Below are 21,508 nucleotides of genomic sequence, written 5' to 3'. Positions count from 1 at the left end.
TTGCTTGCTTGCTTGCTTGCTTGCTTGCTTGCTTGCTTGCTTGCTTGCTTGCTTGCTTGCTTGCTTGCTTGCTTGCTTGCTTGCTTGCTCTGCGTAAATTCCGAGTTTTGTATGGACATTGCTAATTCGTACTGTCAGAAATGAATAGGTAAAGCTACCTATCCCGCCTCCTGCTCGACATCAGACGATTCTCATTTTGGCTGAACAGCCTGATCTGCCCCTCAATCGCTGCGCTTGCTCTTTCGGCTGTATGGCCGCCGGTAGCCGATCCCCAATTCCTTGAGGACGGGCCGCCATTGGTGATGCAGATTGGAGGTTGGCTGCACACATTCTGCGTTTTTTGACGGCGCAAAGATGTACAGCGTCTCCTGTCAGATTTTGGGTTTTACGTTCTTCGCTTGCTCATCAGACAGTTTCTTGTTTCGATCGGCTTCGGCGTTAGCATCACGCGCAGCCAGCTCGTCAAACATCGATTTGACGTCGATGATGGACACCGTGTAGTGAGGCACCATTTCGTCTGGTTGTTCCGAAGCGCCAACCTCGATGATTTTCCCGCAGGTTGGGCTAAACGATTGCGGCGCGGGAAACGACACACCGGGAATGTTGCTGTTGGCGCTGCGCACGCCCTTGCATGGGCCCTCTGAGCTGGGGCCAAAGTACTGTTTCCCGTCGCGGTCGTACTGCCAGACGAGGCCGAGCGTCATCATCTGGGTAATGTTCGACGGTTTGCCGAACTTTTCAGTCAAGGCCGCTTTAAGCGCCTCTGTCTTGATGCGCGACCCATCTTCGAAGCGTTGAACACGCGCAATGAACCAGACTTTTCCGGCATCATTCTGCAGCGCTGCAAACTCGTCAGAAGGCCCCCCCGCATTGCTGAGGCCGGTTCCTTTGAGTCGGTCTGCTGTAACTGCTGTAACGCCGGCTTCCTTGCCGTCACGCAGCATCAAGGGCGAAAGCTTGAAGTTTGGGTTTGCCTCTGCAATGGCTTCTTTGGCGACAGCCAACGAGGATCCAAGGGCGACGCCCGAAATGTCATCTGCGGCCAGGACAGCCGTGCAGGTTAATGTGGCGAGAAGGGCGGCGATGCCCGAACGTTGAAAACGCATGAGAAATAGTCCTTATCAAAAATCAGCATACCTGCAAGGTATGCATGCTGCTCCTGTTGCGCAGTGCGGCGTGGCCGCGCCGAATATTAACATCAACCTGCCGGAACAGTGTCAATGCTGGCGCGCATTCAGGGGCAAGACATAGGCTTCGATGCGTATCAGGTGAAGGCAATTCGGGCGAATCGATCTGGCGAGATAAATCCGAAATTCAAAGCACGCCAGGGCGGGGTCAAGAACAGGAACAAACGCAAGGGGTGAGGCTAGCGTTGGTCATCGCGCACAGTGACCCTGATGCCCGTGGCCACAATCTCGTACTCCGTCTCGGAAATCTGTTTCACATCACCGCCGAACTGCATCTCGAAATGCTTGCGGCCTTCATGGCGAACCATGCCGTGAGATGAGCGCTCAACGGTCTCGTCCTGATAAATGTTGATCACGTACTGCACGTTGTCCGTGCCGACCCCCACGAGCTTTCCAACATATTTATCGGCCATGTTCGAACTCCTTGCGTGAAGCCTCAAGGTAGCGGGTACTGGCAGATCTATCCACTGCCTTGAACGGTGCGGGTCACCCTGCTGGTGTTTTGTGGCCTGGGCAGTGCTAGGCTTTGGGCGAACCACACCATCCAGGGAACCGGAAATGAGCTTCGACTGGCACGCAGGGCCGATTACCCGCAGCACGCCGCTGGACAAGCATTACCGCAATACCCAGGAGGTCCGGCGGTTTCTGATTGGCCAGTGCGGGGCGTCATTCAAGTTCGATCGGGCCTTCATGGCTTGGATTAAAACGGCGGAACCTCTGACGATGGGCGACGTGGCGGATGAGTGGACGCGGACTCACCGTTGATCTGATCCTGGCGTTTGCCGATACGGGCCACGGTATGAACAATGGCGCGGCGCATCAACTCGCACTCGTCGTCCGAGTCGATATCTGATCCTTCAGTCCAGTCGTCCGGGTTGTTTCCGTAAAGGTCCCTCGGCATCGCGCAGAGAAACGCGCAATCGATATGAATACCCAGTTTCACCGCCAGGCGCAGGGCATCGCCATCATCCAGCAGTGGGTTCCACAACACTGGGCGTTGCTCAACGCGCAGCAGAAAACCGTATTCACCGACCCTCGGGTGCCCTGCAATGCCTGGCCACGCGTCTGTCCAGTCGATGAGTTCATAGCCGGCAGCCCTGGCCGCCAGTTTCAGTAATTCCCGGTCCGTTGCCACAGTATTCATGCTTGCTGCTCCTTCAGAGCTGCACATGATACCCATGTTGCCCGTGCCCTGTGATTGCCTTTAGGAATCGTCTGATACAGACCTGCCGCGGGCAAGTCCAGAATCGGCGCATGACTTTCGATCCCCGCATTCCTCAGCTTGTGCGCACGCTCAAAACCGTTGCTGGCATTTTACTAGCGGTAATGGCCAGCGCTTCGGCACGGGCCGACATCACCTTCGACGGCTTTACCCGGTTCGTTTTCGAGGGCACGCAGAAGCAGTTGCCGCTGATTATCGTCAATCAGGGCAATGAGCCGGCACTGGTGCAGGTCAAGCTCGACTGGGGCGACAAGCAGGACAGCCGCGAGTTGCCCATGGCCGTGTCGAAACCCTTGTTGCTGATCCCCGCCAACAGCAAGGCATCGACCGACATTCTCTATCAGGGGCAGGGCCTGCCTGAGGACCGCGAGTCGTTCCTGTTGCTGAAGGTGCTGCAAATTCCGAAAAAGACCGCCGACAGCAACGCCATGGCGATTGCCTTGCAGCACAACCTCAAGCTGTTCTACCGGCCGCAATTACCGGGCTCGGTCAAGGAGGCTGTGGAGCAGCTGCGCTGGTCTGCAATTGCAGGCGACAGCTATGAAGCGCGCAACGACTCGCCCTATTACCTCACCCTGACCGAGGTCGGTTTGCTTGATCATTCAGGCGCCGCCTGCGGCAAGGTCATTGATCATCTGATGATTGCGCCGTTTTCAACCTATCCATTGTCCGTGAGCGGCTGCGACCGGCCCGTCGGCCAGGTGGCGTACGCCTTTATCAGCGACGCCGGGCTGGCCCATGCGCGTCGTAGCGAGCTGTAGTTGTGATTAATCCGGAAGGCGTTGCCATGTTTAGCAGACAGTTACTTTTTATTGGCGTTTTGTTTTTTTTGAGCATTCCTGACAGCTATGCGCTGAAATGCCAGAAGACCGGTTCGGCGCTCATCAATGACACGACCACCATTACCGATACCACCGCCATTCCCAACTCGTTGCCTGCCGGCACAATTCTCTGGCGACAACCCACGCAAACCATCAGCGTCGAGTGTTGGGTGGACTTTCAGGGCAGCCCTAGTGAAAAAATTTACTTCTACATGAACCCGAACAGGGTCAATCTTGGCAAGGACATCGAAATCGGCGTCACTTACCAAGGTAAAGACTATTTGTACTCTTCCCTAACGGGTGGAAAGCTGGACATCGGTTGGACTGTGGCCGGCTGTCCAAAAGGCGATACTTGCGGCTGGCAAAAAGAAAGCAAAGCCATGACCTACTCGTTGTTCTTCGTCAAGAAGTCGCCAGCAGGCGATAACAAGGAAGGACCGATCACTTCACTTGCCAACTACCGGGCGTTCCAGTTTGACGGGGTTGGCGGTGTGCGGCCCGGCGAGAGCTACAACATCACCGTCAACGGCCTGAACAAATTTCGCTACCTGCCTTGCGAGTCGTCGATCAACATCCAGCCGAGTGTCATCAATTTCGGTGCGATCCGTACCTCAGGCGCCAAGGTCGGCGCAACGATCAAGGAAGTACCGTTCACCATCACCGAACAGCGCACCTGCAATGCCGCCTACGGCCTGGGCGGATATCTGGAGCCGTTGACCGCGACCTTGAACGCGGCCCAGGACACGCTGATCCCGACCGACAATAAGTCGGTGGGCATCAGCCTGATCAACGAAGACGATCAACGCGCGTTGTTTTTCAAAAAAGAGTTCTTGCTGACCCCCAAGACCACTTCGACCACCAACACCCACAACTTACTGGCACGCCTGAAATGGATGAGCGCGACGCCGACCTTCGGTGAGTTTAACGCCGGCGCGACCCTGGATATTTTCTATAAGTAAGCTGCAGGGCTGTTGTAGACTCGCCGCTTTGCCAGGGAGGCGCAGCGGTGTATCGGTATCTTTACTGGGTTGCATTTGTGCTACTGACCGGCTGCAGCACGCAGGTGGCGCCGGTCATCGACGAGTCGTTGCTGCCGGTATATAGCCCGCAATTGCACACCAATACCTACGCACGCTGGGGGGAAGAGGGTGTGCAACGCATCAGCCGGGCCCAGCGCCAGGCGCTGTACGCTATCGCCCGCCAACCGGCCTGTGACCAGGTCACGTTTCTGGCCCTCACCGAGACCATGAGCCAGCCACCGGCAACCATCGTGACCTTCGTTCAATGCCGCAACCTCTGGCGCTTCTACATCGACCAGGATGCCCGTGTGCTCAGCAGCGAGCACCGGGGCTAGGCCACTCTTTACCTTTATAGGGAAATCCCGATGTTCAAGATGAACGCACTGGTGCCGGAACTGATCGTCAGCGACCTGCAGCGCAGCCTTAAGTTTTACTGCGACATTGGCGGTTTTGCGCTGGAGTACCAACGCCCCGAGGACAAGTTCGCCTTCCTCTCGCTGGGCAACAGCCAGATCATGCTCGAGCAGGACTGGCACAGCGAGTCACCCTGGCGCGTCGGCCCGCTTGATGCGCCTTTTGGCCGAGGCCTGAACCTGCAAATCCGCTGTGAAGACGCCACTGCACTGGCCGGCGCATTCGAGGCCGCCGGCTACCCGTTGCGGCGTGGGGTGGAGGATCACTGGTACCGCAGTGATGAGCGTGAAGCCGGCCAGCGCAATTTCCTGATTCAGGACCCGGATGGCTACTTGCTGCGCTTTTTCCAAGACCTCGGCTTTCGCCCCTGCACATAAGGACACCGGCAAATGAACACGCCCATCACTGGCTGTGCGGTTCCGGGTAATGCGCGCATCCACCTGCAACTGGCCGGCGCCTATTTCGTCGATGCGCACCGGGCGCAGGTGGCAAACGCCGAGCGCACGGCGCTGGGCCATTTCTTGCGGCTAATGAGCAGCATGCCGGGCTGGATCGATAACCTGATGGTGCTGCGCAATCGCCTGGTTCGCCTGTGCGGCCTGAAAGACCTGGGGCGCTTGTCGAGGGTCGACCTTGAGCGCGACGAGGGGTCTTACCGGGTCGATGAACGCATCGGTATTTTCACCCTGATCAGCAACAACCCCGACGAAGTGCTGCTGGTCGATCGCGACAAGCACCTGGACGTCTACATCTCCCTGCTGCGGCTACCCTTGGGCGCCGACAACCGCCGCGAGATCGTGGTGTCCACCGTGGTGCACACGCACAATCGTCTCGGGCGTTTGTACATGCTGCCGGTCGCGCCGTTTCACCGGTTTATCGCGCCCATTGCCCTCAAGCGCTTGATCCGCGCCAGGTAGAGGCTGGTCTCAGACGAAACCTTGGCCGGCAAACCCGCGTGGCAAACGCTGGCGGCCGGGCAGGGCGCTCAGGCGCTCGATCCAGGCACTGCGCCAGTCGCTGGCAGTATGTTGCGTGGCAGATCTGCGCGCCCGTCGGGCGGCATTGCGCTGGTCCTTGCGTGCGGTCTTGAACGCATCGGTGTTGCGGCAGCTACGGCATTTGACCCGATTGAGTTCGCTGGTGGCGACCAGGTTCTTGCCGTGATGACCGCAAGCAAGATGGCCGGCGGTCTTGAAGTGAGTGACCATGGGTATCCTCCTCGGCACTGTTGCTTAACAACAGGCTCTAAGGGTTGGACCGCTTGGGCAGGTGCAGGTTCGGCGCTGCTACAGGGTGACAATGGCCAGCGCCAGTTGCATGTCGCTCATCGGCCGTGGGCCGCTGCCGGCCCGGTATTCCTGCACCGCACGTTCGAAGGCGACGCCGCGTATGGCGCCGTCGGAGCCGACGAACGCGGTGGCGTCATCCTTGGCCGACTTGAACAGCGCCGGCGCACCGGTGGTTGTGATAAACGGGCTGGCCACGACGACGCTGACGCCAATTGCCACCACCATGGTGCTGCGTTCGATCGGGTTTTCGATCGGTTCACCGGCCCTGGCCGGCGATGTCAGCCCCAGCACCACCAGCAGTGCTGCAATCTTGCCCACGTCCATGTTACTGCCGCTCCGTTACTTGAGAGGGGTGTTGCGTGAAGCTGTGTGACGGTTGTATGACGGATAGCGGCGCATTTTCGTCACCGCCCAGCACAGCAGCAGGCCGACGATCAGTAATGCGCCGGCAAACCACAGGTTGAACAACAGGGTCCGGTGGAATTCTTCTGGCTGCAGGTCGGCGTAGTAGGTGATGTAGCCGGAGCCCGTGCGACCACCACGGGGCATGCGTACCCAGCCGCGTTCCTGGTCTATCCAGTACGACAGGGTCAGCCATACGGCGCCGGTCAGTGCGGCGATGGCCAGGGTCAGTACCCCCAGGTCGTTGCTGTCCCATGGGCGAATGCGTTTGCGCATAAGCGTCCTTGCTTGCTGCCGTCATCCGACGGCTGGAAAACCCCCAGCATAACAGCTGATGGCTAAAAGCCCGACGTCTAACCCGGGCGTTGCAGGCAGAACTTGTCGCTCTACGGCCTTGCGCAGTTCGCTGCACAGGCTTCATTGTACGCTTGTGCAGATTTAAAACAGAGGAGTCGGTAGTGCGCAGGATCGAGCGGTTTACAGCCAACAGGCGCGGGCGGGACGTTGCCGTGGGCGATATCCATGGGCATTTTTCACGCCTGCAGGAGCGGCTGGCAGCTATTGGCTTCGATCCGGCGGTAGACCGCCTGTTCAGCGTTGGCGACCTGGTTGACCGCGGCCCGGAGTGCCCGCAGGCCCTGGAGTGGCTGGCCAAACCATGGTTTCACGCGGTGCAGGGCAACCATGAAGCCTTGGCGATCACCCACGTCGACGGCGGCACCCTCGACTACAGCCAGTACCGCGCCGCCGGCGGCGGCTGGTTCCTGGCCCTGGACAGCGATGAACAGGCGCGCTTCGCCGAGCGTTTTCGGCGCCTGCCGCTGGCCCTTGAGGTGGAAACCGCAGGCGGGCTGATCGCCCTGCTGCATGCCGATTGCCCGTTCGGCCGCTGGTCGCAGCTGCGTGAGCTGCTGGCCGGCACGCCACCGAGCGAGGTCCAGGAGGTTTGCCAATGGTCGCGCAAGCGCCTGGCTGCCGGCGATGAGACACCGGTCGAGGGGCTGCGGGCGCTGGTGGTCGGGCACACCCCGCAGCGCGAAGTGCGGGTGCTCGGCAACATCTGGCATATCGACACCGGCGGTTGGGCCAGCGGCCAGTTCAGCCTGCTCGACCTCGCCAGCCTCACGGTGCTCAACGCCACGCCAGGTGAATGATCACTCCAAGCGCCAACACCATCAGCACCGCCCCCGACACCCGTTCAAGCGATGGCAGCAGCCGTGCAAAGCGCCGGCGCACCCGCAGGTTGCCAATGGCCGCGGCCACCAGTACGTCCCAGAGCAGTACTGCGCTGAACATCCACAGGCCATACAGCCATTTCCAGCCAGTACTGGCCTGGCTGGCCGCGACCATGCTGGCCAGGCTGACGTAGAACAGCGCGTTCTTGGGGTTGAGTATCCCCGACACGAAGCCCATCACCAGCCCCTGGAACCACGGGTTCTTCAGCAGTAGCCGGGGATCGGCCATTTGCGTCAGCGAACTGCTGCCGGCATGGCGTATGAACAGCACGCCGAGGTACAGCAAGTAGGCGCAACCGGCCAACTGGATGACGGCGAACAGCGTGCTGTCCGGGCGCAGCGCCGACACCCCGGCAAAGGCTGCGACAATGAACGCACCATTGGCCAGGGCAATGCCCAGGCAGGCGCCTGTCGCCTTGAGCCAGCCGGCGCTCATCGAGGTGCGCGCGACCAGGAAAAAATCCGGGCCGGGGGACAGCAAGGCGAGAAAGTGCGCGGCGGCAATGAGTAAAAACTGTTCCATCGGTTTCGGACTTCTTCAGCGAGAGGGCTGCTGATTGTCCGTAGCGGCGGCTGCGTCTGTATTGAAGAAAATTGCGCGTTCAGGCGCGGTACGAACCGGGCGTCACCCCGGTATGGGCCTTGAATACCCGCTGGAAGTGACTCTGGTCGGCAAAGCCCAGGCGATAGGCGATATCGGCCATGTCCTGGCCCTTGCGCAACCACTGGCGGGCGCGGTTGATGCGCTGGTTCAGCTGCCAGGCATGGGGGGTAAGGCCAGTCGCTGCGCGGAACGCACGGATTAACTGGTAACGGCCCATGCCGGCGCTGCTCGCCAGTTGCCCCAGTGAAAGGCTGCTGGCGTCTTCCTGGGCAAGGCGCTCGAGCAAGGGTTGCAGGCTGCGGTCAAGCCCATCCACCACGGTGGCTGGCGCCGGATCATCATGATCACCGATGAACTCGATCAGCGCGGTCTCTTTCTCATGAGGGCTGGCCTCGGAGAACAGCAGCTCGTTGAGCCGGGTAAAGCGCTCATAGCTGGAGGGGTTGCGGCTGATCCGTGCAGGCCTTGCCTGAACCTGTGGGGCCAGGGCCGACTCCAGGCGCAGGTCCTGCAGCCAGGCGGCGTCCAGATGGAGCATCTGGTAGCTCCAGCTCAGCCCGGGTTCAGGGTTGCAGGCGTGCACGCAGTGCGCCGGGACGAACACCAGGGTGCCGGGGAACAGGCGCGTTTGCGCTTTGCCCGCGCCAGTGAACACACTGCAGCCCTGATCGACAGCGCCAATCGAGAAGCTCGGATGGCTGTGCGCCTTGTAGCAGGCACGGCTGTCGCAAGCGCGGCGGCTTTCGACAAAGGGCAGGGTCGGATCACGCCAGAACAGTGGAGGGTTTATGCCAGTTGCCCGAAGCATGCGCGACAGTCTCAAGGGGGCGAGCTTTCGAGCTTATCAAGCTGGCGCGAGTAATTCACTGATCAACAGTTGCGCAAGGCACGTTGCCAGGAACACAGTTTTTTCACCCAGCTGTACCTTGACCCCGACTCGCTGTGCACCGGAATCTTGTGGCTCCTGTCACCGGAGACCCCCCATGGACCTGTCCACCCTCGCGCTGTTCATCCCGGCCTGCTTTGCCCTGAACATGGCCCCCGGCCCGAACAACCTGTTGTCGCTGAACAATGCCAGCCGTTATGGCCTGCGCATTGCCTGTGTGGCAGGTATTGGCCGGCTGCTGGCCTTTGCCGGGATGATCGTGCTGGCGGCCATGGGCCTGGCGGTGGTGCTGCACACCAGCGAATACCTGTTCCTGGTGGTCAAGGTGCTGGGCGCCGTCTACCTGTTCTACATCGCCTGGCAGCTGTGGCGCTCGCCAGTGGGCGAGGCGCAGGTGGCCGATGGGCGCAACCGCGGCACCTTGCGCCTGGCGCGCCAGGAGTTCTGGGTGGCTGCGGGCAATCCCAAGGCGATCCTGATCTTTACCGCATTCCTGCCGCAGTTCATCAGCGTTGGCAGCCCGGTACCGGTGGCCGAACAGTTCGCCTGGCTGGGCGGCATGTTCCTGCTGCTGGAATGGCTGGCCATCGCGATTTATGGCTGGCTGGGTGCCTACCTGCAGCGCTGGTTCAACCAACCCGGCCCACGGCGGCTGTTCAACCGGGTCAGTGCCGCGCTGCTCAGTTGCGCCGGCATCGGCTTGCTGGCAGCGCGGCGGGCCTAGTAGCTCAGGCGTATGCCAAGATTGGCGCCGACCCCTTCCTGTTGCTGGGCGTCGAGGTTGGTGGTGTAGTCGATGCCAGCATGCACGCTGAAGTTCTGGTTGATCTGCGCGACCAGGCCGGTACCGATGTCCATGGAGGTGTAACGGTAGTTGGTCTTGACCTTGTCGAGGTCGTCGAAGGTCAGGGTGTCGCGGCCACCGTCCCCGTGCCAGATGTTGACCAGCAGGTAGGGTTGCAGGGGCATGGCAGCGGGTTTGAAGTTGCCTTCCAGGCGCACACCCAGGCGCCCGGTGAGCTCGGTCTGGGCGTCGAAACTGACGTTGGCGACACTGTCGTTGGCGCTGTCCAGTGAGACCTTCTGGGCGATGAGTTGCGCCTGCGGCTCGATAGTCCAGCGTGGCGACAGGGGGAACGGGTAGCCGGCCTCCAGTGAAGCTGTCCAGGCGTGACCGTTGAGGTCGAGCTTGTCGCCGCGATCGGATTTGGCCCGGCCGTCGAGGTCCGAATACTGCAGCACGGCATCGACATACCATTGCTGCGAGCCGATCAGGGTCCAGTAGGCGCCAACGCTGTCGCTGTCCAGTTGCAGGTCGCCAACCTTGTTGTCTTCAAAGCCCAAGGCGAAGCCCTTTACATCGCCGCTCAGGCGACTGTGACCGACATACATGCCGACGTGCTGGCGCATGCCATCATCGTTGAGCCAGGCATAGAGGTCCTGGCCAACCTTGAAGCCGTACAGGCTACCATCCAGGCTTGGGCTGACAGTGCCCGACCAGCTCTGGTGGAAACTGTCGCCATAGGCCTGGCCCCAGCTGGCCGATAACGCGCCATCCTGGTTCAGCAGGCTCTGGTCGCCCTGACGCTGGTGAAAGGTACCCAGCGCCGCGCGGGCAATCAACGCCGCAGCTCGAGGCGCGGCGGCGTAGGTGGCCACCTCCGGACGGTACAGCGGGATGCTCTCGCCGGGCGCCGGCGGTGGCGGCAACTCAGGTAGGTCGGGAGCAGGGCCGGGGGTTGGGGGTGGGATCACCACTACCGGTGTACCGGGATCGACTGGCGTACCAGGATCAACCGGTGTTCCGGGTTCAACAGGTGTAACTGGCTCCGGCAACGGGGTAGGCACCACAACGGTGGAACGCAGGTACCAGCTGTCAACGCTATCAGTTGTCACCCCGCCCTTGAACAGCCGATAGTCAAAAGCACCGGCCGACAGGGTCCGGGTCTGGACGAAGGCGGTGTTGCTGCTGGTGGCGCCGTTGATGGCTTCAACCACCTGGATGCCATTCTGGCTGGTTACCGCACCGGCGCCGCCGAAGTTGCTGATCTGCAGGTTGGTGCTGCCGGAGATCGTCCCCCCGCTGACCACCAGCCGATCAGACGGCGCACCATCGCCGCCCAGTACGCTGTTGAGCTTGAGGGTGCCGCCGTTGCCGACGTAGTTGCCTTTGACGGTCAACCGCCCTTGGGCATCGCCACCACTGCTCAGGTCGATAATCCCGCTGTTGTTGACCGTCAGCGGCTGGCCGGCGGTAAACGGGCCCACCGTTCCGGAGCGCGAGACCAGAGAACTGCTGCTGTCGATGTTAAGGCTTGTGGGCGCCGCAACGGCGCTGGCATCGCCCAGGGTCAGGGGGGTGTCGAGCTTGAAAACACTGGCGTTGACCAGGTTGACGGTTTCCCAGTTGATGTAGCGATCGCCCCCTACCGGCTGGCTGTTGTTGAAGGTCAGGGTGTCGATGCCTGCCCCTCCGTTGACGGTGATGTTGAGTACCGAGCTGTCGAGGCCTTCGAGGCTCGCCACATCATCGTCGCCGCCCATGTCGACGCTGCCGCGGATAACACCGCCTTGCCATTTGAGCGAGTCATTGCCGAAACTGGCCAGCAGGTTACCTTGCAGCGTACCCCCGGTAATCACGAAGACATCGGTGCCGCCACTGGTACTGATGTTGCCGCCGATGAACCCGGCATTGAGGAAAATCTGGTCATTGCCAAAACCTGTGACCAGGTTGCCGACGATGGTGCCGCCGGACATGCTGAAAATGTTGTTGTCCAGTTTCATGTCGACCCGGCCGATGCTGCCGCCGGAGAAGAAGGCGATGTCACCGTCCTCGAAGGCGCCGATGATTTGCCCCAGTGACATATTGAACGTATCGCGGCCATCGCCCTGCGCCAGGGACTGCAAAATGCCGCCGGTCATCAGGAAGTCATCAACCAAGGGTGTCTGGACGACGACACCGTAGACATCGCCGGGGTTGACCACCAGGTTCTGGGCCAGGGCGGTGAAGGGTAGGGCGCTGAGTACCGCGATAAGCGAGGTTCGCATCAGGCAGGCTCCGTATCTTCCAGGCATTGCCCCACTGGCTGTCCAGCCTCCCTGTTAGTACCGGACGGGTCTTGCAGTGCAGGTATAGAGCATTCGGCAATATCGGCAACTGGTAAAAATGCTGGGTGGCGAATGGCCGCTACTGCCCGCAGGCTGGCGAAAGCGACAGGTACTTATAGTGAAAGGGTCTGATTCGCCTGGGAAATATGGCCTAGTCTTGGGGCTGGACCGGGCAACACGGAACCGCTGTCCGCCACCTGCCAAGGAGATGTACCGATGCTCTCGACCCTGGAGTTGCGCAATATCATAGAAAGCAGTTTCTTACCTACACGTTGCCAGTGCTCCCTGGCCGCCGACCGTTCGCTGACCGTGCGGGTGTTCGACCGCAGCTGCCAGCGGGTCGACCTGCTGGTGACCGGCATCAATGCCGAGCAACTGACCAGCAGCCGGGCGATTTCCAACCTGATCGTCGGCCTGCGCAATGACCTTGAAGACCAACGCAGTCAACGCTCGCAGCGCCGTCGCGACAGCCTTTAATCGCGGTAGAACACCTGCACCAGGTGGTAGCCGAACTTGCTCTTGATCGGGCCGTGCACGGTGCGCAGCGGCTTCTTGAAAATCACCTGGTCGATGGCGCCGACCATCTGCCCCGGACGCACTTCGCCCAGGTCGCCACCGCGCTTGCCGGACGGGCAGGTGGAGTACTTCTTGGCCAGCACATCGAACGCCTCGCCCTTGGCGATGCGTTGCTTGAGCTGTTCTGCCTCTTCAGCGGTCTTGACCAGAATATGCCGGGCCTGTGCTTTCATCTGAACCTACCTTCGCAACGGGTAAAAACCGCGCATTATGCCTGATCGCGCAGCTCTTGGCGGTCACGAAATTGCTCAAGGGCGTCGGTGCCGGCGAAAGGCATACAGTACCTGTTTGCACCGCACCGCCGCTCCCACAGGGCTGTTATTCAAGCTGCAACGCTTTATTCCACTGTAGCTTTTTTCACTTTGTTCGAAGCCGACCACACGCGGTAGCGTACTTCGACACCTTCCGGCGCATACACCACCACTGGCAGCTTGCTGTTGTAGCGCAGCAGGAAACCGTCGCCAACCACCGGCACGAACGCCTGTTTCTTCTTGCCGTCCGGGCAGGCCATCAGGGTCGAGGCCGGGCCCGAGACCTTTTCCAGGCGGTAGTAGTTGTAGCCCCAGCCTTGCAGGGTCTGCTCTTCGAGGTTGCCGCCCAGGTGCTGGCGGTTGCAGTCGACTTCCAGCTGCTTGCCAGCCAGTACTTCAAGTTTGTAGGCCGACTCGTCAGCCTGTTTTGGCAGGTGGATCACCTGGCGGGTAAAGCCTTTTTCGGCCTCGGGGTAGGGCGCTACATCCTTGAGGCTCGCGGCTTGTACCGAAGTAGCGGCCGCCAGGGTCAGGGTGAACAACGCGGTGAGGGAGAGTGGGCGCATAAGGCCTCCTTGCAGGTAAAAAAACACGATGCCGCAGCCAGGTCGAAAGCTGCCCGTCACTGGGCCAGCCAGCCGCCATCGATGTTCCAGGCAGCGCCACGAACCTGGCTGCCAGCCTCGCTACAGAGGAACAATACCAGCTCACCCAGGTGTGCGGGAGTGACGAAGGCCAATGACGGCTGCTTCTCGGCCAGCAAGTCGTGCCGGGCCTGCTGCGGATCGACCCCGCTGGCGGCACGGTCATCGATCTGTTTCTGCACCAGCGGCGTCAGCACCCAGCCGGGGCAGATGGCATTGCAGGTGACGTTGCTGGTGGCGGTTTCTAGTCCGACCACCTTGGTCAGGCCGACCACCCCGTGCTTGGCGGCGACATAAGCGGCCTTGCCGGTGGAGCCGACCTGGCCGTGCACCGAGGCGATGTTGACGATCCGTCCCCAGTTGCGCGCACGCATGCCCGGCAGCACCAGGCGGGTGCCATGGAACACTGCCGAGAGGTTGACGGCGATGATCGAATCCCAGCGCTCCACCGGGAATTCCTCGACCGCCGCCACATGCTGGATGCCGGCGTTGTTGACGAGAATATCGACGCCGCCGAACTCGCGCGTGGCATAGGCGAACAGGTCTTCGATCTGCGCCACATCGCTGAGGTCGGCCGGGTGATGGCCGACCCGGGTGCCATGGCGGGCGACCTCGGCGATCGCCGCGCGAGCATCGCCAAAGCCATTGAGGATCAAATTGGCGCCGGCCTTGGCCAATACCTGGGCAATGCCCAGGCCGATGCCGCTGGTGGAGCCGGTGACGACTGCTGTTTTGCCGTTGAGACTCATGAGGTGCTCCTTAAACGATACCGGTGGCATAGAACGTAGCAATCACCACGAACACTGCCAGGGTCTTGATCAGGGTTATGCCGAAAATATCCTTGTAGGCCTCGCGGTGGGTCAGGCCAGTGACTGCCAGCAGGGTGATCACCGCGCCGTTGTGCGGCAGGGTGTCCATGCCGCCGCTGGCCATGGCCGCGACCCGGTGCAGCACCTCAAGGGGAATGCTGGCGGCGTTGGCGGCGGCAATGAAGCTGTCGGACATCGCCGCCAGGGCGATGCTCATGCCGCCGGAAGCGGAGCCAGTAATACCGGCCAGCAAGGTCACGGTAATTGCTTCATTGACCAGCGGGTTGGGGATCGCCTTGAGCGCGTCGGCCAACACCAGAAAGCCCGGCAGCGAGGCGATCACTGCACCGAAGCCATACTCGGAAGCAGTGTTCATCGCCGCCAGCAGGGCGCCGCTGACCGCGCTTTTGCTGCCTTCGGCCAGGCGGCTTTTGATCGCGCCAAAGCCTGCCACCAGCACCAGCAAGATGCCCAGCAGCAAGGCCGCTTCCACCGCCCAGATCGCCGTGAGTTTGGCGATATCGGTCTGCACCGGCGCGCTCATGCCTGGCAAACTGAGGCTATGGGTCTTGCCGTACCAGGCCGGAATCCAGTGGGTGAACAGCAGGTTCATCACCCCCACCAGCAGCAGCGGTGATAGCGCCAGCAGCGGGTTGGGCAGCTTGAGGTCGGCGGCGGTTTCCGGCTCGTTGCGCAGATCCGTGCCATAGCCTTCGCCGGCGCGCTGGGCTTTGTTGCGCTGGCGCTGCAGGTAGAGCATGCCGGTGCAGAACACGAACAAGGTGCCGATCAGGCCCAGCCAGGGCGCGGCCCAGGCGGTGGTGTTGAAGAAGGTGCTGGGGATGATGTTCTGGATTTGCGGGGTGCCGGGCAGCGCATCCATGGTGAACGAGAACGCACCCAGGGCGATGGTTGCCGGGATCAGGCGCTTGGGGATGTTGCTCTGGCGGAACATCTCGGCAGCAAACGGGTACACCGCAAACACCACCACAAACAGCGACACGCCGCCGTAGGTGAGCAGGGCGCAGACCAGCACGATCACCAGCATGGCCTGGCGTGTGCCAAGCAGGCGGATGGCGGCGGCGACGATCGAGCGCGAAAAGCCCGACAGCTCGATCAGCTTGCCGAACACCGCACCGAGCAAAAACACCGGAAAGTACAGCTTGATAAAACCGACCATTTTTTCCATGAACACCCCGGTAAAGGCCGGGGCGACCGCAGAAGGGTCGGTCAGCAGCACCGCGCCAAGGGCGGCAATGGGGGCGAAGAGGATAACGCTATAACCACGGTAGGCAGCCAGCATCAGCAGCGCCAGGGCTGCCAGGGCGATGATCACACTCATCGAGTGTCTCCTTGGGTGCATCTTGTTTTTATGGGTGGAGAGGCGATAGCGGGAATCGTGCCATGTTTATATGTCGTTGAATTTAAAGGTAAAAAATAGATTGTTTAATGAGTTCTATTAAATCTGTCTCTATGTTGAGACAAGCCCTGTGGGAGCCGGCGTTGCCGGCGATGGGCTGCAAAGCAGCCTCAAGCCTGGCAAGGCTGCGCCTTGCATCGCCGGCAAGGCCGGCTCCCACAGGAATCGGTGTTCGTCTCTATATGGAGATCTAATTCTATTTAATGAGACTTTATGTCCAGCGCCACCAGCTTCTTGTACAGCGTCGACCGCCCCAACCCCAGCTGCCGCGCCGCTTCCGGCACATTCCCGGCACAGCGCGAAAGGGTGTTCTCCAGCAACTGCCGCTCAAAATCCGCACACGCCTGTTTATAGCTCAGCACCGGCGCCTGGACCTGCAGCGGCGCCAGGGCGCCCAGCGCCGCCAGTACATCGCGCAATCCCAGGCGCGGCTGATCGGCCAGCAAGGTGGCCCGCTCCAGTACATTGCGCAGCTCTCGGATATTGCCCGGCCAGGCATGCCTGGCCAGCAGCGCCTGGGCGTCATCGTCGAGTTCGTGCTGGCTGCCCAGCTCTTCAAGAATCGCCTCGCTCAAGGCCGGCAAATCCTCCAGGCGCTCACGTAACGGCGGCACCTGGATCGGCAGCACGTTCAAGCGGTAGTACAGGTCGGCACGAAACTCACCACGGGCCATGGCCGCCTGCAGGTCGGTGGAGGTCGCGGCAATGATTCGCACATCACTCTGGATCATCTGGTTGGAGCCGACCGGCTCGTACTCCTTCTCCTGCAAGACGCGCAGCAGCTTGCTTTGCAGCGGCAAAGGCATGTCACCGATTTCATCGAGGAACAGCGTGCCGCCCTCGGCAATCTGCAGTTTGCCCGGGCGGCCCTTGCGCTCGGCGCCGGTAAAGGCGCCCGGGGCGGTGCCGAAGAACTCGGCTTCGAGCAGCGTCTCCGGGATTGCTGCGCTGTTGATGCTGACAAAGGCCTTGTGCGCCCGCGGCGAAGCGGCATGAATGGCATGGGCCAGCAACTCTTTGCCAGTGCCGGTTTCACCCAGCAGCAACACCGGGGAGTCACTGCTGGCGCCGCGCCGGGCGCGGCGCTTGACCTCAAGGCTGGCAGCGCTGGTGCCGATGAACTGGGCAAAGCTGTACTTGGCCTGGCGGGCGCGCAGCAACGAACGGGTCGAGGCCAGTTCCTGCTGCATGCTGGCGTAGCGCTTGAGCAGCGGCGAGAGGCTGCGCAACTCGTCGAACAGGGCAAAACCGATGGCGCCGATCAGCGTGCCGGCCGCGTCGTGCACCGGCAGGCGCATGACCACCAGCGGCTCCTTGGGGGTGTCGAGCATGTCCAGCAGGATCGGTCGGCCGTTGCTCAGCACCTCGCGCATCAGGCTGCCGGGGATGACGCTCTCGCACGGCTGGCCGATGGCGCTGCTGGCGTCTTCAAGACCAAAGCGCCGGGCGTAGCGCTGGTTCATCCAGACGATGCGCGCATCGCGGTCGACGATGATCGTGCCTTCGCTGGATTGCTCGATGATCTCGAACAGCGAACGAATCGCCAGCAGGCGCACCTGCTGGTAGTCCTTGAGGCTGTCACTGTCCTGCATGGGCCGCTCCGCCGGGGTAAAGGCTGCGATTATGCCCGTGGATCGAAGGCTTCGCGCAAGGCATCGCCAATGAACACCAGCAACGACAGTATCAAGGCCAGGGCAAAGAAGGCGGTAAAGCCCAGCCACGGCGCCTGCAAATGCTGTTTGCCCTGGGTCACCAGCTCGCCCAGCGACGCGCTGCCGGCCGGCATGCCGAAGCCGAGAAAATCCAGGGCGGTGAGGGTGGTGATGGCGCCGGTGAGAATGAACGGCAAGTAGGTAAGGGTGGCGTTCATGGCGTTGGGCAAAATGTGCCGCAGGATCACCCAGCGATCCGGCAGGCCCAGGGTGCGGGCGGCCAGCACGTATTCGAGGTTGCGCCCACGCAGGAACTCGGCGCGCACCACATCCACCAGCGCCAGCCAGGAAAACAGCGCCATGATTCCCAGCAGCCACCAGAAGTTCGGCTCGACAAAGCCACTGAGGATGATCAGCAGGTACAGCACCGGCAGGCCCGACCAAACCTCCAGCAGACGCTGGCCGATCAGGTCGACCCAACCACCGTGGTAGCCCTGTAAGGCGCCGGCGGCGATGCCGATCAGGGTGCTGATCAGCGTCAGCGCCAGGGCAAACAGAATCGACACCCGGGTGCCATACAGCACCCGCGCCAATACATCGCGGGACTGGTCGTCGGTGCCCAGCCAGTTGACCGCCGACGGCGGGCTGGGCGCGGGCACCAGCAAGTCGTAGTTGGGGGTGTCGGCGCTGAACGGCACCGGTGCAAACAGCATCCAGCCGCCCTGGCCCTCGATCAGCTGGCGTACGTACTGGCTGCGGTAGTCCGGCTGAAACGGCAACTGGCCGCCGAACTGCTGCTCGCTGTAGCGCTTGAACGCCGGGTAATACAGCTGGCCCTGGTAGCTCAACAGCAACGGCTTGTCATTGGCTACCAGCTCGGCGCCCAGGCTCACCAGCAGCAACAAGGCAAACAGCCACAGCGAAACCCAGCCACGGCGGTTGCGCCGAAAGCGCTGCAGGCGCCTGCGCGATACCGGCGACAGGCTGAACATCAGTGTGCCCTCGTGGCAAAGTCGATGCGCGGGTCGACCAGGGTGTAGCACAGGTCGCCGATCAGGCGCACCAGCAGGCCGAACAGGGTAAAGATGAACAGCGAGCCGAACACCACCGGATAGTCCCGTGACACCGCCGCCTCGTAGCTCATGCGCCCCAGGCCGTCGAGGGAAAAGATCACTTCGATCAGCAAGGAGCCGGCAAAGAACACGCTGATCAGCGCCTGGGGAATGCCGGCCACCACCAGCAGGATGGCGTTGCGAAACACATGCCCGTACAGCACCCGTTGCTCGCTCAGGCCCTTGGCCCGGGCGGTGATCACGTACTGGCGGGTGATCTCGTTGAGAAAGGCATTTTTGGTCAGCAGGGTCAGGGTGGCAAAGCCGCCAATCACCAGCGCGCCCACCGGCAGCACCAGGTGCCAGAAGTAATCGGCGATCTTGCCCAGCAAGCTGAGCTGGTCGAAATCTTCCGAGACCAGCCCGCGCACCGGAAACCAGTTCAGCGAAGTCCCGCCGGCAAACAGCACGATCAGCAGCAAGGCGAACAGGAACGAGGGCAGGGCGTAGCCGATGACGATCAGGCTGCTGCTCCAGGCGTCGAACGCGGTGCCGTGGCGCACCGCCTTGCGGATCCCCAAAGGGATCGACACCAGGTAGGTGATCAGCGTGGCCCAGAAGCCCAGCGACAAGGTCACCGGCATCTTCTCGAGGATCAGGTCGGTGACCTTGGCACCACGGAAGAAGCTCGAACCGAAGTCCAGCCGGGCATATTGGCTGAGCATCAGCCACAGGCGTTCGGGCGCCGACTTGTCGAAGCCGTACTGGCGCTTGATGTCCTCCAGCAGCTTGGGGTCCAGGCCACGGCTGGCCCTGGAGCTTGCGTGCAGGGTTTCGCCGCTGGCCCCGGGGGCACCGCCGCCAATGCCCTGCAGGCGCGCCACCGCTTGCTCGACCGGGCCACCGGGGGCGGCCTGGACGATGACGAAATTGACCAGCAGGATAATCAGCAAGGTCGGGATGATCAGCAGCAGGCGGCGCAGGATGTAACCGATCATGGCCGGCTTCCCTGGCGCTCGGCCATCTGTGCGTTGGTCAGCGGTGTCGGGCTGACTTGCCACCAGCTGTCCAGGCCTTCGTCGTTACTCGGCTGCACCTTGGGCAGGCCGAAGCGGTTCCACCACACCGTCGAGCTGCCTGGTGGGTAATAGTTGGGGATCCAGTAGTAGTTCCAGCTCAGCACCCGGTCCAGGGCGTGGGCATGACGAAGCATGTCGGCCTTGGTTTCGGCCTTGACCAGGCCGTCGAGCAGGCGGTCGACTGCCGGGTCCTGGAGCACCATGTAATTGTTCGAGCCTGGGTCGGTGGCTGCCGCCGAGCCAAAATAGTTGTACAGCTCAAGCCCCGGCGACGGCGACACCGGGTAGCCGGTGACGATCAGGTCATAATCACGAGCCATCAGCCGGTTGACGTACTGCGAGGCGTCGATGCGGCGGATCTCCAGGGTGATACCGATCTGTGCCAGGTTGCGCTTCCAGGGCAGCAGTAGGCGTTCGAAACCGGCCTGGCCATTAAGGAAGGTGAAGGTCAGCGGCTGACCTTCGGCATTGACCAGTTGATCGCCGCGCGGTTGCCAGCCCGCCGCTTCGAGCAGTTCGAGGGCTTGCAGCTGCTTGTCGCGGATCAGCCCCGAGCCGTCGGTGCGCGGCGCCTCGAACACCTGGCTGAAGACCTCGTCGGGCACCTGCCCGCGCAACGGTTCGAGCAGCTTGAGCTCCTGGGCGTCGGGCAAGTGGCGCGCCGCCAGGTCACTGTTGGCGAAAAAGCTCTGCTGGCGGATGTACAGGTTGCGCATCATCTGCCGGTTGCTCCACTCGAAATCCCACAGCAAGGCCAGCGCCTGGCGCACCCGGCGGTCCTTGAACACCGGGTGCTGGAGGTTGAAGACAAAGCCCTGGGCGGTCTGCGGTGCGTCCTTGGCCAGGTGCGCGCGCTGCAGGCGGCCATCGTCCAGTGCCGGGCTGGCGTAGCCGAGGGTATAGGCGGTGGCGGAGAACTCGCGGTTATAGTCGAAGCCCCCGCCGCGCAGCACCTGGCGCGCCACCTCGGTATCGCCGAAGTACTCGATGCGCACCTGGTCGAAGTTGTAGCGGCCACGGTTGACCGGCAGTTCGCGCCCCCACCAGTTGCGGTCGCGCTCGAAGGTGATGCTGCGGCCGTTGTCGACCCGCCCGACGCTGTACGGGCCGCTGCCCAGCGGCGCCTCGAAGCCTGCGCCATTGGCGAAGTCGCGGTCTTTCCACCAGTGCTCGGGCAATACCGGCAGGGTCGCCAGGTCCAGGGGCAGGGTGCGGTTCTGGTTGTTCTTGAAGTAAAAGATGATCTGCCGTGGGTTCTCGACCTTCACCTCGCAGATATCGGCGAACTGGGTGCGGTACCTGAGATTGCCGGCGCGCATGAACAGCTCGAAGGTGTAGCGCACATCCTCGGCGCGGATCGGCTGGCCATCGGCAAAACGCGCGCGTGGGTCAAGATAAAAGCGCAGCCACAGTCCCTGCGGATCGCGCTCGAGCTTTTGCGCCACCAGCCCGTACACGGTGTAGGGCTCATCCTGGGAACGCAGCGCCAGCGGTGAATACAGCCAGCCATCGACCTCGGCAACGCCAATGCCCTTGTCGATGTAGGGAATGATGTGGTCGAACTGGCCGAGTTCGATGGCCGAGCGGCGCAGGGTTCCGCCTTTGGGCGCAGCGGGGTTGGCATAGCTGAAGTGCGAAAAACCTGCCGGGTAACGCGGTGCTTCGCCATAGACGGTCAGGGCGTGCACAGGCGCTGGCGTGGCGGCGCACGGCCAGGCGAGGGCGAGGCCGAAGACGAACAACAGGAAGGGGAAGGGAGCGATTCGCAAGCGCCTGACCACCTGAACCACGACTGTGGCTGAAGCTTAGCAGGTCACTTGCGTGAACAAACCGGCCCT

Annotated in this window: 26 protein-coding genes; 9 read left to right on the top strand and 17 right to left on the bottom strand. The window is 61.9% G+C overall.

Translation table 11 applies throughout. The features are described 5' to 3' along the window. Positions 1-371: 371 nt before the first annotated feature. Positions 372-1,106, bottom strand: coding sequence for a hypothetical protein (locus ABIE20_RS01980; RefSeq protein WP_429502371.1), 735 nt, complete (start codon positions 1,104-1,106; stop codon positions 372-374). Positions 1,107-1,366: 260 nt separating this feature from the next. After that, positions 1,367-1,600, bottom strand: a complete 234-nt coding sequence (locus tag ABIE20_RS01975; RefSeq protein ID WP_429502369.1) for a hypothetical protein — start codon at positions 1,598-1,600, stop codon at positions 1,367-1,369. A gap of 145 nt (positions 1,601-1,745) precedes the next feature. On the opposite strand from ABIE20_RS01975, the gene ABIE20_RS01970 reads away from it, so the two are divergent. Next, entirely contained in the window at positions 1,746-1,952 is a 207-nt protein-coding gene (locus tag ABIE20_RS01970) for a DUF6434 domain-containing protein (protein ID WP_429502367.1), read from the top strand. On the opposite strand, the gene ABIE20_RS01965 is transcribed toward ABIE20_RS01970, so the two are convergent. Then, positions 1,888-2,331 (bottom strand): hypothetical protein, encoded by a 444-nt coding sequence (locus ABIE20_RS01965; RefSeq protein WP_429502365.1) that lies wholly within the window; start codon positions 2,329-2,331, stop codon positions 1,888-1,890. The genes ABIE20_RS01970 and ABIE20_RS01965 overlap by 65 nt on opposite strands. Before the next feature lie 110 nt (positions 2,332-2,441). Between ABIE20_RS01965 and ABIE20_RS01960 the strand changes: the two genes are divergently transcribed. The 5 genes from ABIE20_RS01960 to ABIE20_RS01940 are packed head-to-tail and all read left to right on the top strand — an operon-like array spanning position 2,442 to position 5,580. Continuing rightward, the gene (locus tag ABIE20_RS01960) at positions 2,442-3,170 is read left to right on the top strand and encodes a fimbrial biogenesis chaperone (RefSeq protein WP_429502363.1); all 729 of its coding nucleotides are present in this window, start codon (positions 2,442-2,444) and stop codon (positions 3,168-3,170) included. 26 nt (positions 3,171-3,196) lie between these two features. After that, positions 3,197-4,189 (top strand): fimbrial protein, encoded by a 993-nt coding sequence (locus ABIE20_RS01955; protein WP_429502362.1) that lies wholly within the window; start codon positions 3,197-3,199, stop codon positions 4,187-4,189. A gap of 47 nt (positions 4,190-4,236) precedes the next feature. Then, a complete protein-coding gene (locus tag ABIE20_RS01950; RefSeq protein ID WP_429502360.1) occupies positions 4,237-4,584 on the top strand; it encodes a hypothetical protein in 348 nt (115 codons plus the stop codon). Positions 4,585-4,614: 30 nt separating this feature from the next. Beyond that, positions 4,615-5,040, top strand: coding sequence for a bleomycin resistance protein (locus ABIE20_RS01945; protein ID WP_429502359.1), 426 nt, complete (start codon positions 4,615-4,617; stop codon positions 5,038-5,040). 12 nt (positions 5,041-5,052) lie between these two features. Next, on the top strand, positions 5,053-5,580 hold the full coding sequence (locus ABIE20_RS01940; RefSeq protein WP_429502357.1) for a DUF2867 domain-containing protein: 528 nt from the start codon (positions 5,053-5,055) through the stop codon (positions 5,578-5,580). Between the two features lie 9 nt (positions 5,581-5,589). Here the strand turns inward: ABIE20_RS01940 and ABIE20_RS01935 are convergent, their stop codons facing one another. The 3 genes from ABIE20_RS01935 to ABIE20_RS01925 all read right to left on the bottom strand — a co-directional run bounded on the left by ABIE20_RS01935 (position 5,590) and on the right by ABIE20_RS01925 (position 6,630). Next, entirely contained in the window at positions 5,590-5,871 is a 282-nt protein-coding gene (locus ABIE20_RS01935; RefSeq protein ID WP_429502355.1) for a hypothetical protein, read from the bottom strand. Positions 5,872-5,949: 78 nt separating this feature from the next. Next, positions 5,950-6,276, bottom strand: a complete 327-nt coding sequence (locus ABIE20_RS01930; protein WP_429502353.1) for a DUF2388 domain-containing protein — start codon at positions 6,274-6,276, stop codon at positions 5,950-5,952. A 15-nt stretch (positions 6,277-6,291) separates the two neighbouring features. After that, on the bottom strand, positions 6,292-6,630 hold the full coding sequence (locus ABIE20_RS01925; protein ID WP_429502351.1) for a hypothetical protein: 339 nt from the start codon (positions 6,628-6,630) through the stop codon (positions 6,292-6,294). A 182-nt stretch (positions 6,631-6,812) separates the two neighbouring features. Here ABIE20_RS01925 and ABIE20_RS01920 point away from each other — a divergent pair, with 182 nt between their 5' ends. Then, the gene (locus ABIE20_RS01920; RefSeq protein WP_429502349.1) at positions 6,813-7,508 is read left to right on the top strand and encodes a metallophosphoesterase; all 696 of its coding nucleotides are present in this window, start codon (positions 6,813-6,815) and stop codon (positions 7,506-7,508) included. Here ABIE20_RS01920 and ABIE20_RS01915 read toward each other — a convergent pair. Continuing rightward, positions 7,486-8,112 carry a LysE family translocator gene (locus ABIE20_RS01915; RefSeq protein ID WP_429502347.1) on the bottom strand — a complete coding sequence of 209 codons (627 nt, stop codon included), beginning with the start codon at positions 8,110-8,112 and terminating at the stop codon, positions 7,486-7,488. The two genes, ABIE20_RS01920 and ABIE20_RS01915, sit on opposite strands and share 23 nt — an antisense overlap. Positions 8,113-8,191: 79 nt before the next feature. After that, complete coding sequence (locus ABIE20_RS01910; protein ID WP_429502346.1) at positions 8,192-9,001, bottom strand: AraC family transcriptional regulator; 810 nt, start codon at positions 8,999-9,001, stop codon at positions 8,192-8,194. Between the two features lie 175 nt (positions 9,002-9,176). On the opposite strand from ABIE20_RS01910, the gene ABIE20_RS01905 reads away from it, so the two are divergent. Next, entirely contained in the window at positions 9,177-9,803 is a 627-nt protein-coding gene (locus ABIE20_RS01905) for a LysE family translocator (protein ID WP_429502344.1), read from the top strand. Here ABIE20_RS01905 and ABIE20_RS01900 read toward each other — a convergent pair. After that, on the bottom strand, positions 9,800-12,127 hold the full coding sequence (locus tag ABIE20_RS01900; RefSeq protein WP_429502342.1) for an autotransporter outer membrane beta-barrel domain-containing protein: 2,328 nt from the start codon (positions 12,125-12,127) through the stop codon (positions 9,800-9,802). The genes ABIE20_RS01905 and ABIE20_RS01900 overlap by 4 nt on opposite strands. 276 nt (positions 12,128-12,403) lie before the next feature. On the opposite strand from ABIE20_RS01900, the gene ABIE20_RS01895 reads away from it, so the two are divergent. Continuing rightward, positions 12,404-12,664 (top strand): DUF1652 domain-containing protein, encoded by a 261-nt coding sequence (locus ABIE20_RS01895; protein ID WP_429502340.1) that lies wholly within the window; start codon positions 12,404-12,406, stop codon positions 12,662-12,664. On the opposite strand, the gene ABIE20_RS01890 is transcribed toward ABIE20_RS01895, so the two are convergent. The 8 genes from ABIE20_RS01890 to ABIE20_RS01855 form a co-directional block, all read right to left on the bottom strand. Continuing rightward, positions 12,661-12,936 carry a peptidylprolyl isomerase gene (locus ABIE20_RS01890; protein WP_007932676.1) on the bottom strand — a complete coding sequence of 92 codons (276 nt, stop codon included), beginning with the start codon at positions 12,934-12,936 and terminating at the stop codon, positions 12,661-12,663. The genes ABIE20_RS01895 and ABIE20_RS01890 overlap by 4 nt on opposite strands. 164 nt (positions 12,937-13,100) lie before the next feature. Next, positions 13,101-13,580 carry a serine protease inhibitor ecotin gene (eco, locus tag ABIE20_RS01885; RefSeq protein WP_429502337.1) on the bottom strand — a complete coding sequence of 160 codons (480 nt, stop codon included), beginning with the start codon at positions 13,578-13,580 and terminating at the stop codon, positions 13,101-13,103. Between the two features lie 56 nt (positions 13,581-13,636). Beyond that, on the bottom strand, positions 13,637-14,407 hold the full coding sequence (hbdH, locus tag ABIE20_RS01880; protein WP_429502335.1) for a 3-hydroxybutyrate dehydrogenase: 771 nt from the start codon (positions 14,405-14,407) through the stop codon (positions 13,637-13,639). Positions 14,408-14,417: 10 nt separating this feature from the next. Next, a complete protein-coding gene (locus ABIE20_RS01875; RefSeq protein ID WP_429502333.1) occupies positions 14,418-15,809 on the bottom strand; it encodes a GntP family permease in 1,392 nt (463 codons plus the stop codon). Positions 15,810-16,087: 278 nt separating this feature from the next. After that, positions 16,088-17,479, bottom strand: coding sequence for a sigma-54 interaction domain-containing protein (locus tag ABIE20_RS01870; protein ID WP_429502331.1), 1,392 nt, complete (start codon positions 17,477-17,479; stop codon positions 16,088-16,090). Positions 17,480-17,508: 29 nt separating this feature from the next. Beyond that, a complete protein-coding gene (locus ABIE20_RS01865; protein ID WP_429502330.1) occupies positions 17,509-18,531 on the bottom strand; it encodes an ABC transporter permease in 1,023 nt (340 codons plus the stop codon). Continuing rightward, positions 18,531-19,589 carry a microcin C ABC transporter permease YejB gene (locus ABIE20_RS01860; RefSeq protein WP_429502328.1) on the bottom strand — a complete coding sequence of 353 codons (1,059 nt, stop codon included), beginning with the start codon at positions 19,587-19,589 and terminating at the stop codon, positions 18,531-18,533. Before ABIE20_RS01860 ends, ABIE20_RS01865 begins: the two co-directional genes overlap by 1 nt. Next, a complete protein-coding gene (locus tag ABIE20_RS01855) occupies positions 19,586-21,439 on the bottom strand; it encodes an extracellular solute-binding protein (RefSeq protein WP_429502326.1) in 1,854 nt (617 codons plus the stop codon). The genes ABIE20_RS01860 and ABIE20_RS01855 overlap by 4 nt, the downstream gene beginning before the upstream one ends. Positions 21,440-21,508 lie beyond the last annotated feature (69 nt).

This window comes from Pseudomonas sp. 2835, assembly GCF_050435905.1.
Classification (GTDB): domain Bacteria; phylum Pseudomonadota; class Gammaproteobacteria; order Pseudomonadales; family Pseudomonadaceae; genus Aquipseudomonas.
This window is presented reverse-complemented; position numbering and strand designations above follow the sequence as displayed.

Bases quoted from the DNA above. Each gene is read 5' to 3' on its own strand.
- ABIE20_RS01945 (WP_429502359.1), top strand. From the start codon at position 4,615: ATGTTCAAGATGAACGCACTGGTGCCGGAACTGATCGTCAGCGACCTG.
- ABIE20_RS01865 (WP_429502330.1), bottom strand. From the start codon at position 18,531: ATGTTCAGCCTGTCGCCGGTATCGCGCAGGCGCCTGCAGCGCTTTCGG.
- ABIE20_RS01895 (WP_429502340.1), top strand. From the start codon at position 12,404: ATGCTCTCGACCCTGGAGTTGCGCAATATCATAGAAAGCAGTTTCTTA.
- ABIE20_RS01900 (WP_429502342.1), bottom strand. From the start codon at position 12,127: ATGCGAACCTCGCTTATCGCGGTACTCAGCGCCCTACCCTTCACCGCC.
- hbdH (WP_429502335.1), bottom strand. From the start codon at position 14,407: ATGAGTCTCAACGGCAAAACAGCAGTCGTCACCGGCTCCACCAGCGGC.
- ABIE20_RS01915 (WP_429502347.1), bottom strand. From the start codon at position 8,112: ATGGAACAGTTTTTACTCATTGCCGCCGCGCACTTTCTCGCCTTGCTG.
- ABIE20_RS01860 (WP_429502328.1), bottom strand. From the start codon at position 19,589: ATGATCGGTTACATCCTGCGCCGCCTGCTGCTGATCATCCCGACCTTG.
- ABIE20_RS01890 (WP_007932676.1), bottom strand. From the start codon at position 12,936: ATGAAAGCACAGGCCCGGCATATTCTGGTCAAGACCGCTGAAGAGGCA.
- ABIE20_RS01930 (WP_429502353.1), bottom strand. From the start codon at position 6,276: ATGGACGTGGGCAAGATTGCAGCACTGCTGGTGGTGCTGGGGCTGACA.
- ABIE20_RS01925 (WP_429502351.1), bottom strand. From the start codon at position 6,630: ATGCGCAAACGCATTCGCCCATGGGACAGCAACGACCTGGGGGTACTG.
- ABIE20_RS01980 (WP_429502371.1), bottom strand. From the start codon at position 1,106: ATGCGTTTTCAACGTTCGGGCATCGCCGCCCTTCTCGCCACATTAACC.
- ABIE20_RS01970 (WP_429502367.1), top strand. From the start codon at position 1,746: ATGAGCTTCGACTGGCACGCAGGGCCGATTACCCGCAGCACGCCGCTG.
- ABIE20_RS01875 (WP_429502333.1), bottom strand. From the start codon at position 15,809: ATGAGTGTGATCATCGCCCTGGCAGCCCTGGCGCTGCTGATGCTGGCT.
- eco (WP_429502337.1), bottom strand. From the start codon at position 13,580: ATGCGCCCACTCTCCCTCACCGCGTTGTTCACCCTGACCCTGGCGGCC.
- ABIE20_RS01955 (WP_429502362.1), top strand. From the start codon at position 3,197: ATGTTTAGCAGACAGTTACTTTTTATTGGCGTTTTGTTTTTTTTGAGC.
- ABIE20_RS01965 (WP_429502365.1), bottom strand. From the start codon at position 2,331: ATGAATACTGTGGCAACGGACCGGGAATTACTGAAACTGGCGGCCAGG.
- ABIE20_RS01975 (WP_429502369.1), bottom strand. From the start codon at position 1,600: ATGGCCGATAAATATGTTGGAAAGCTCGTGGGGGTCGGCACGGACAAC.
- ABIE20_RS01910 (WP_429502346.1), bottom strand. From the start codon at position 9,001: ATGCTTCGGGCAACTGGCATAAACCCTCCACTGTTCTGGCGTGATCCG.
- ABIE20_RS01960 (WP_429502363.1), top strand. From the start codon at position 2,442: ATGACTTTCGATCCCCGCATTCCTCAGCTTGTGCGCACGCTCAAAACC.
- ABIE20_RS01905 (WP_429502344.1), top strand. From the start codon at position 9,177: ATGGACCTGTCCACCCTCGCGCTGTTCATCCCGGCCTGCTTTGCCCTG.
- ABIE20_RS01935 (WP_429502355.1), bottom strand. From the start codon at position 5,871: ATGGTCACTCACTTCAAGACCGCCGGCCATCTTGCTTGCGGTCATCAC.
- ABIE20_RS01940 (WP_429502357.1), top strand. From the start codon at position 5,053: ATGAACACGCCCATCACTGGCTGTGCGGTTCCGGGTAATGCGCGCATC.
- ABIE20_RS01870 (WP_429502331.1), bottom strand. From the start codon at position 17,479: ATGCAGGACAGTGACAGCCTCAAGGACTACCAGCAGGTGCGCCTGCTG.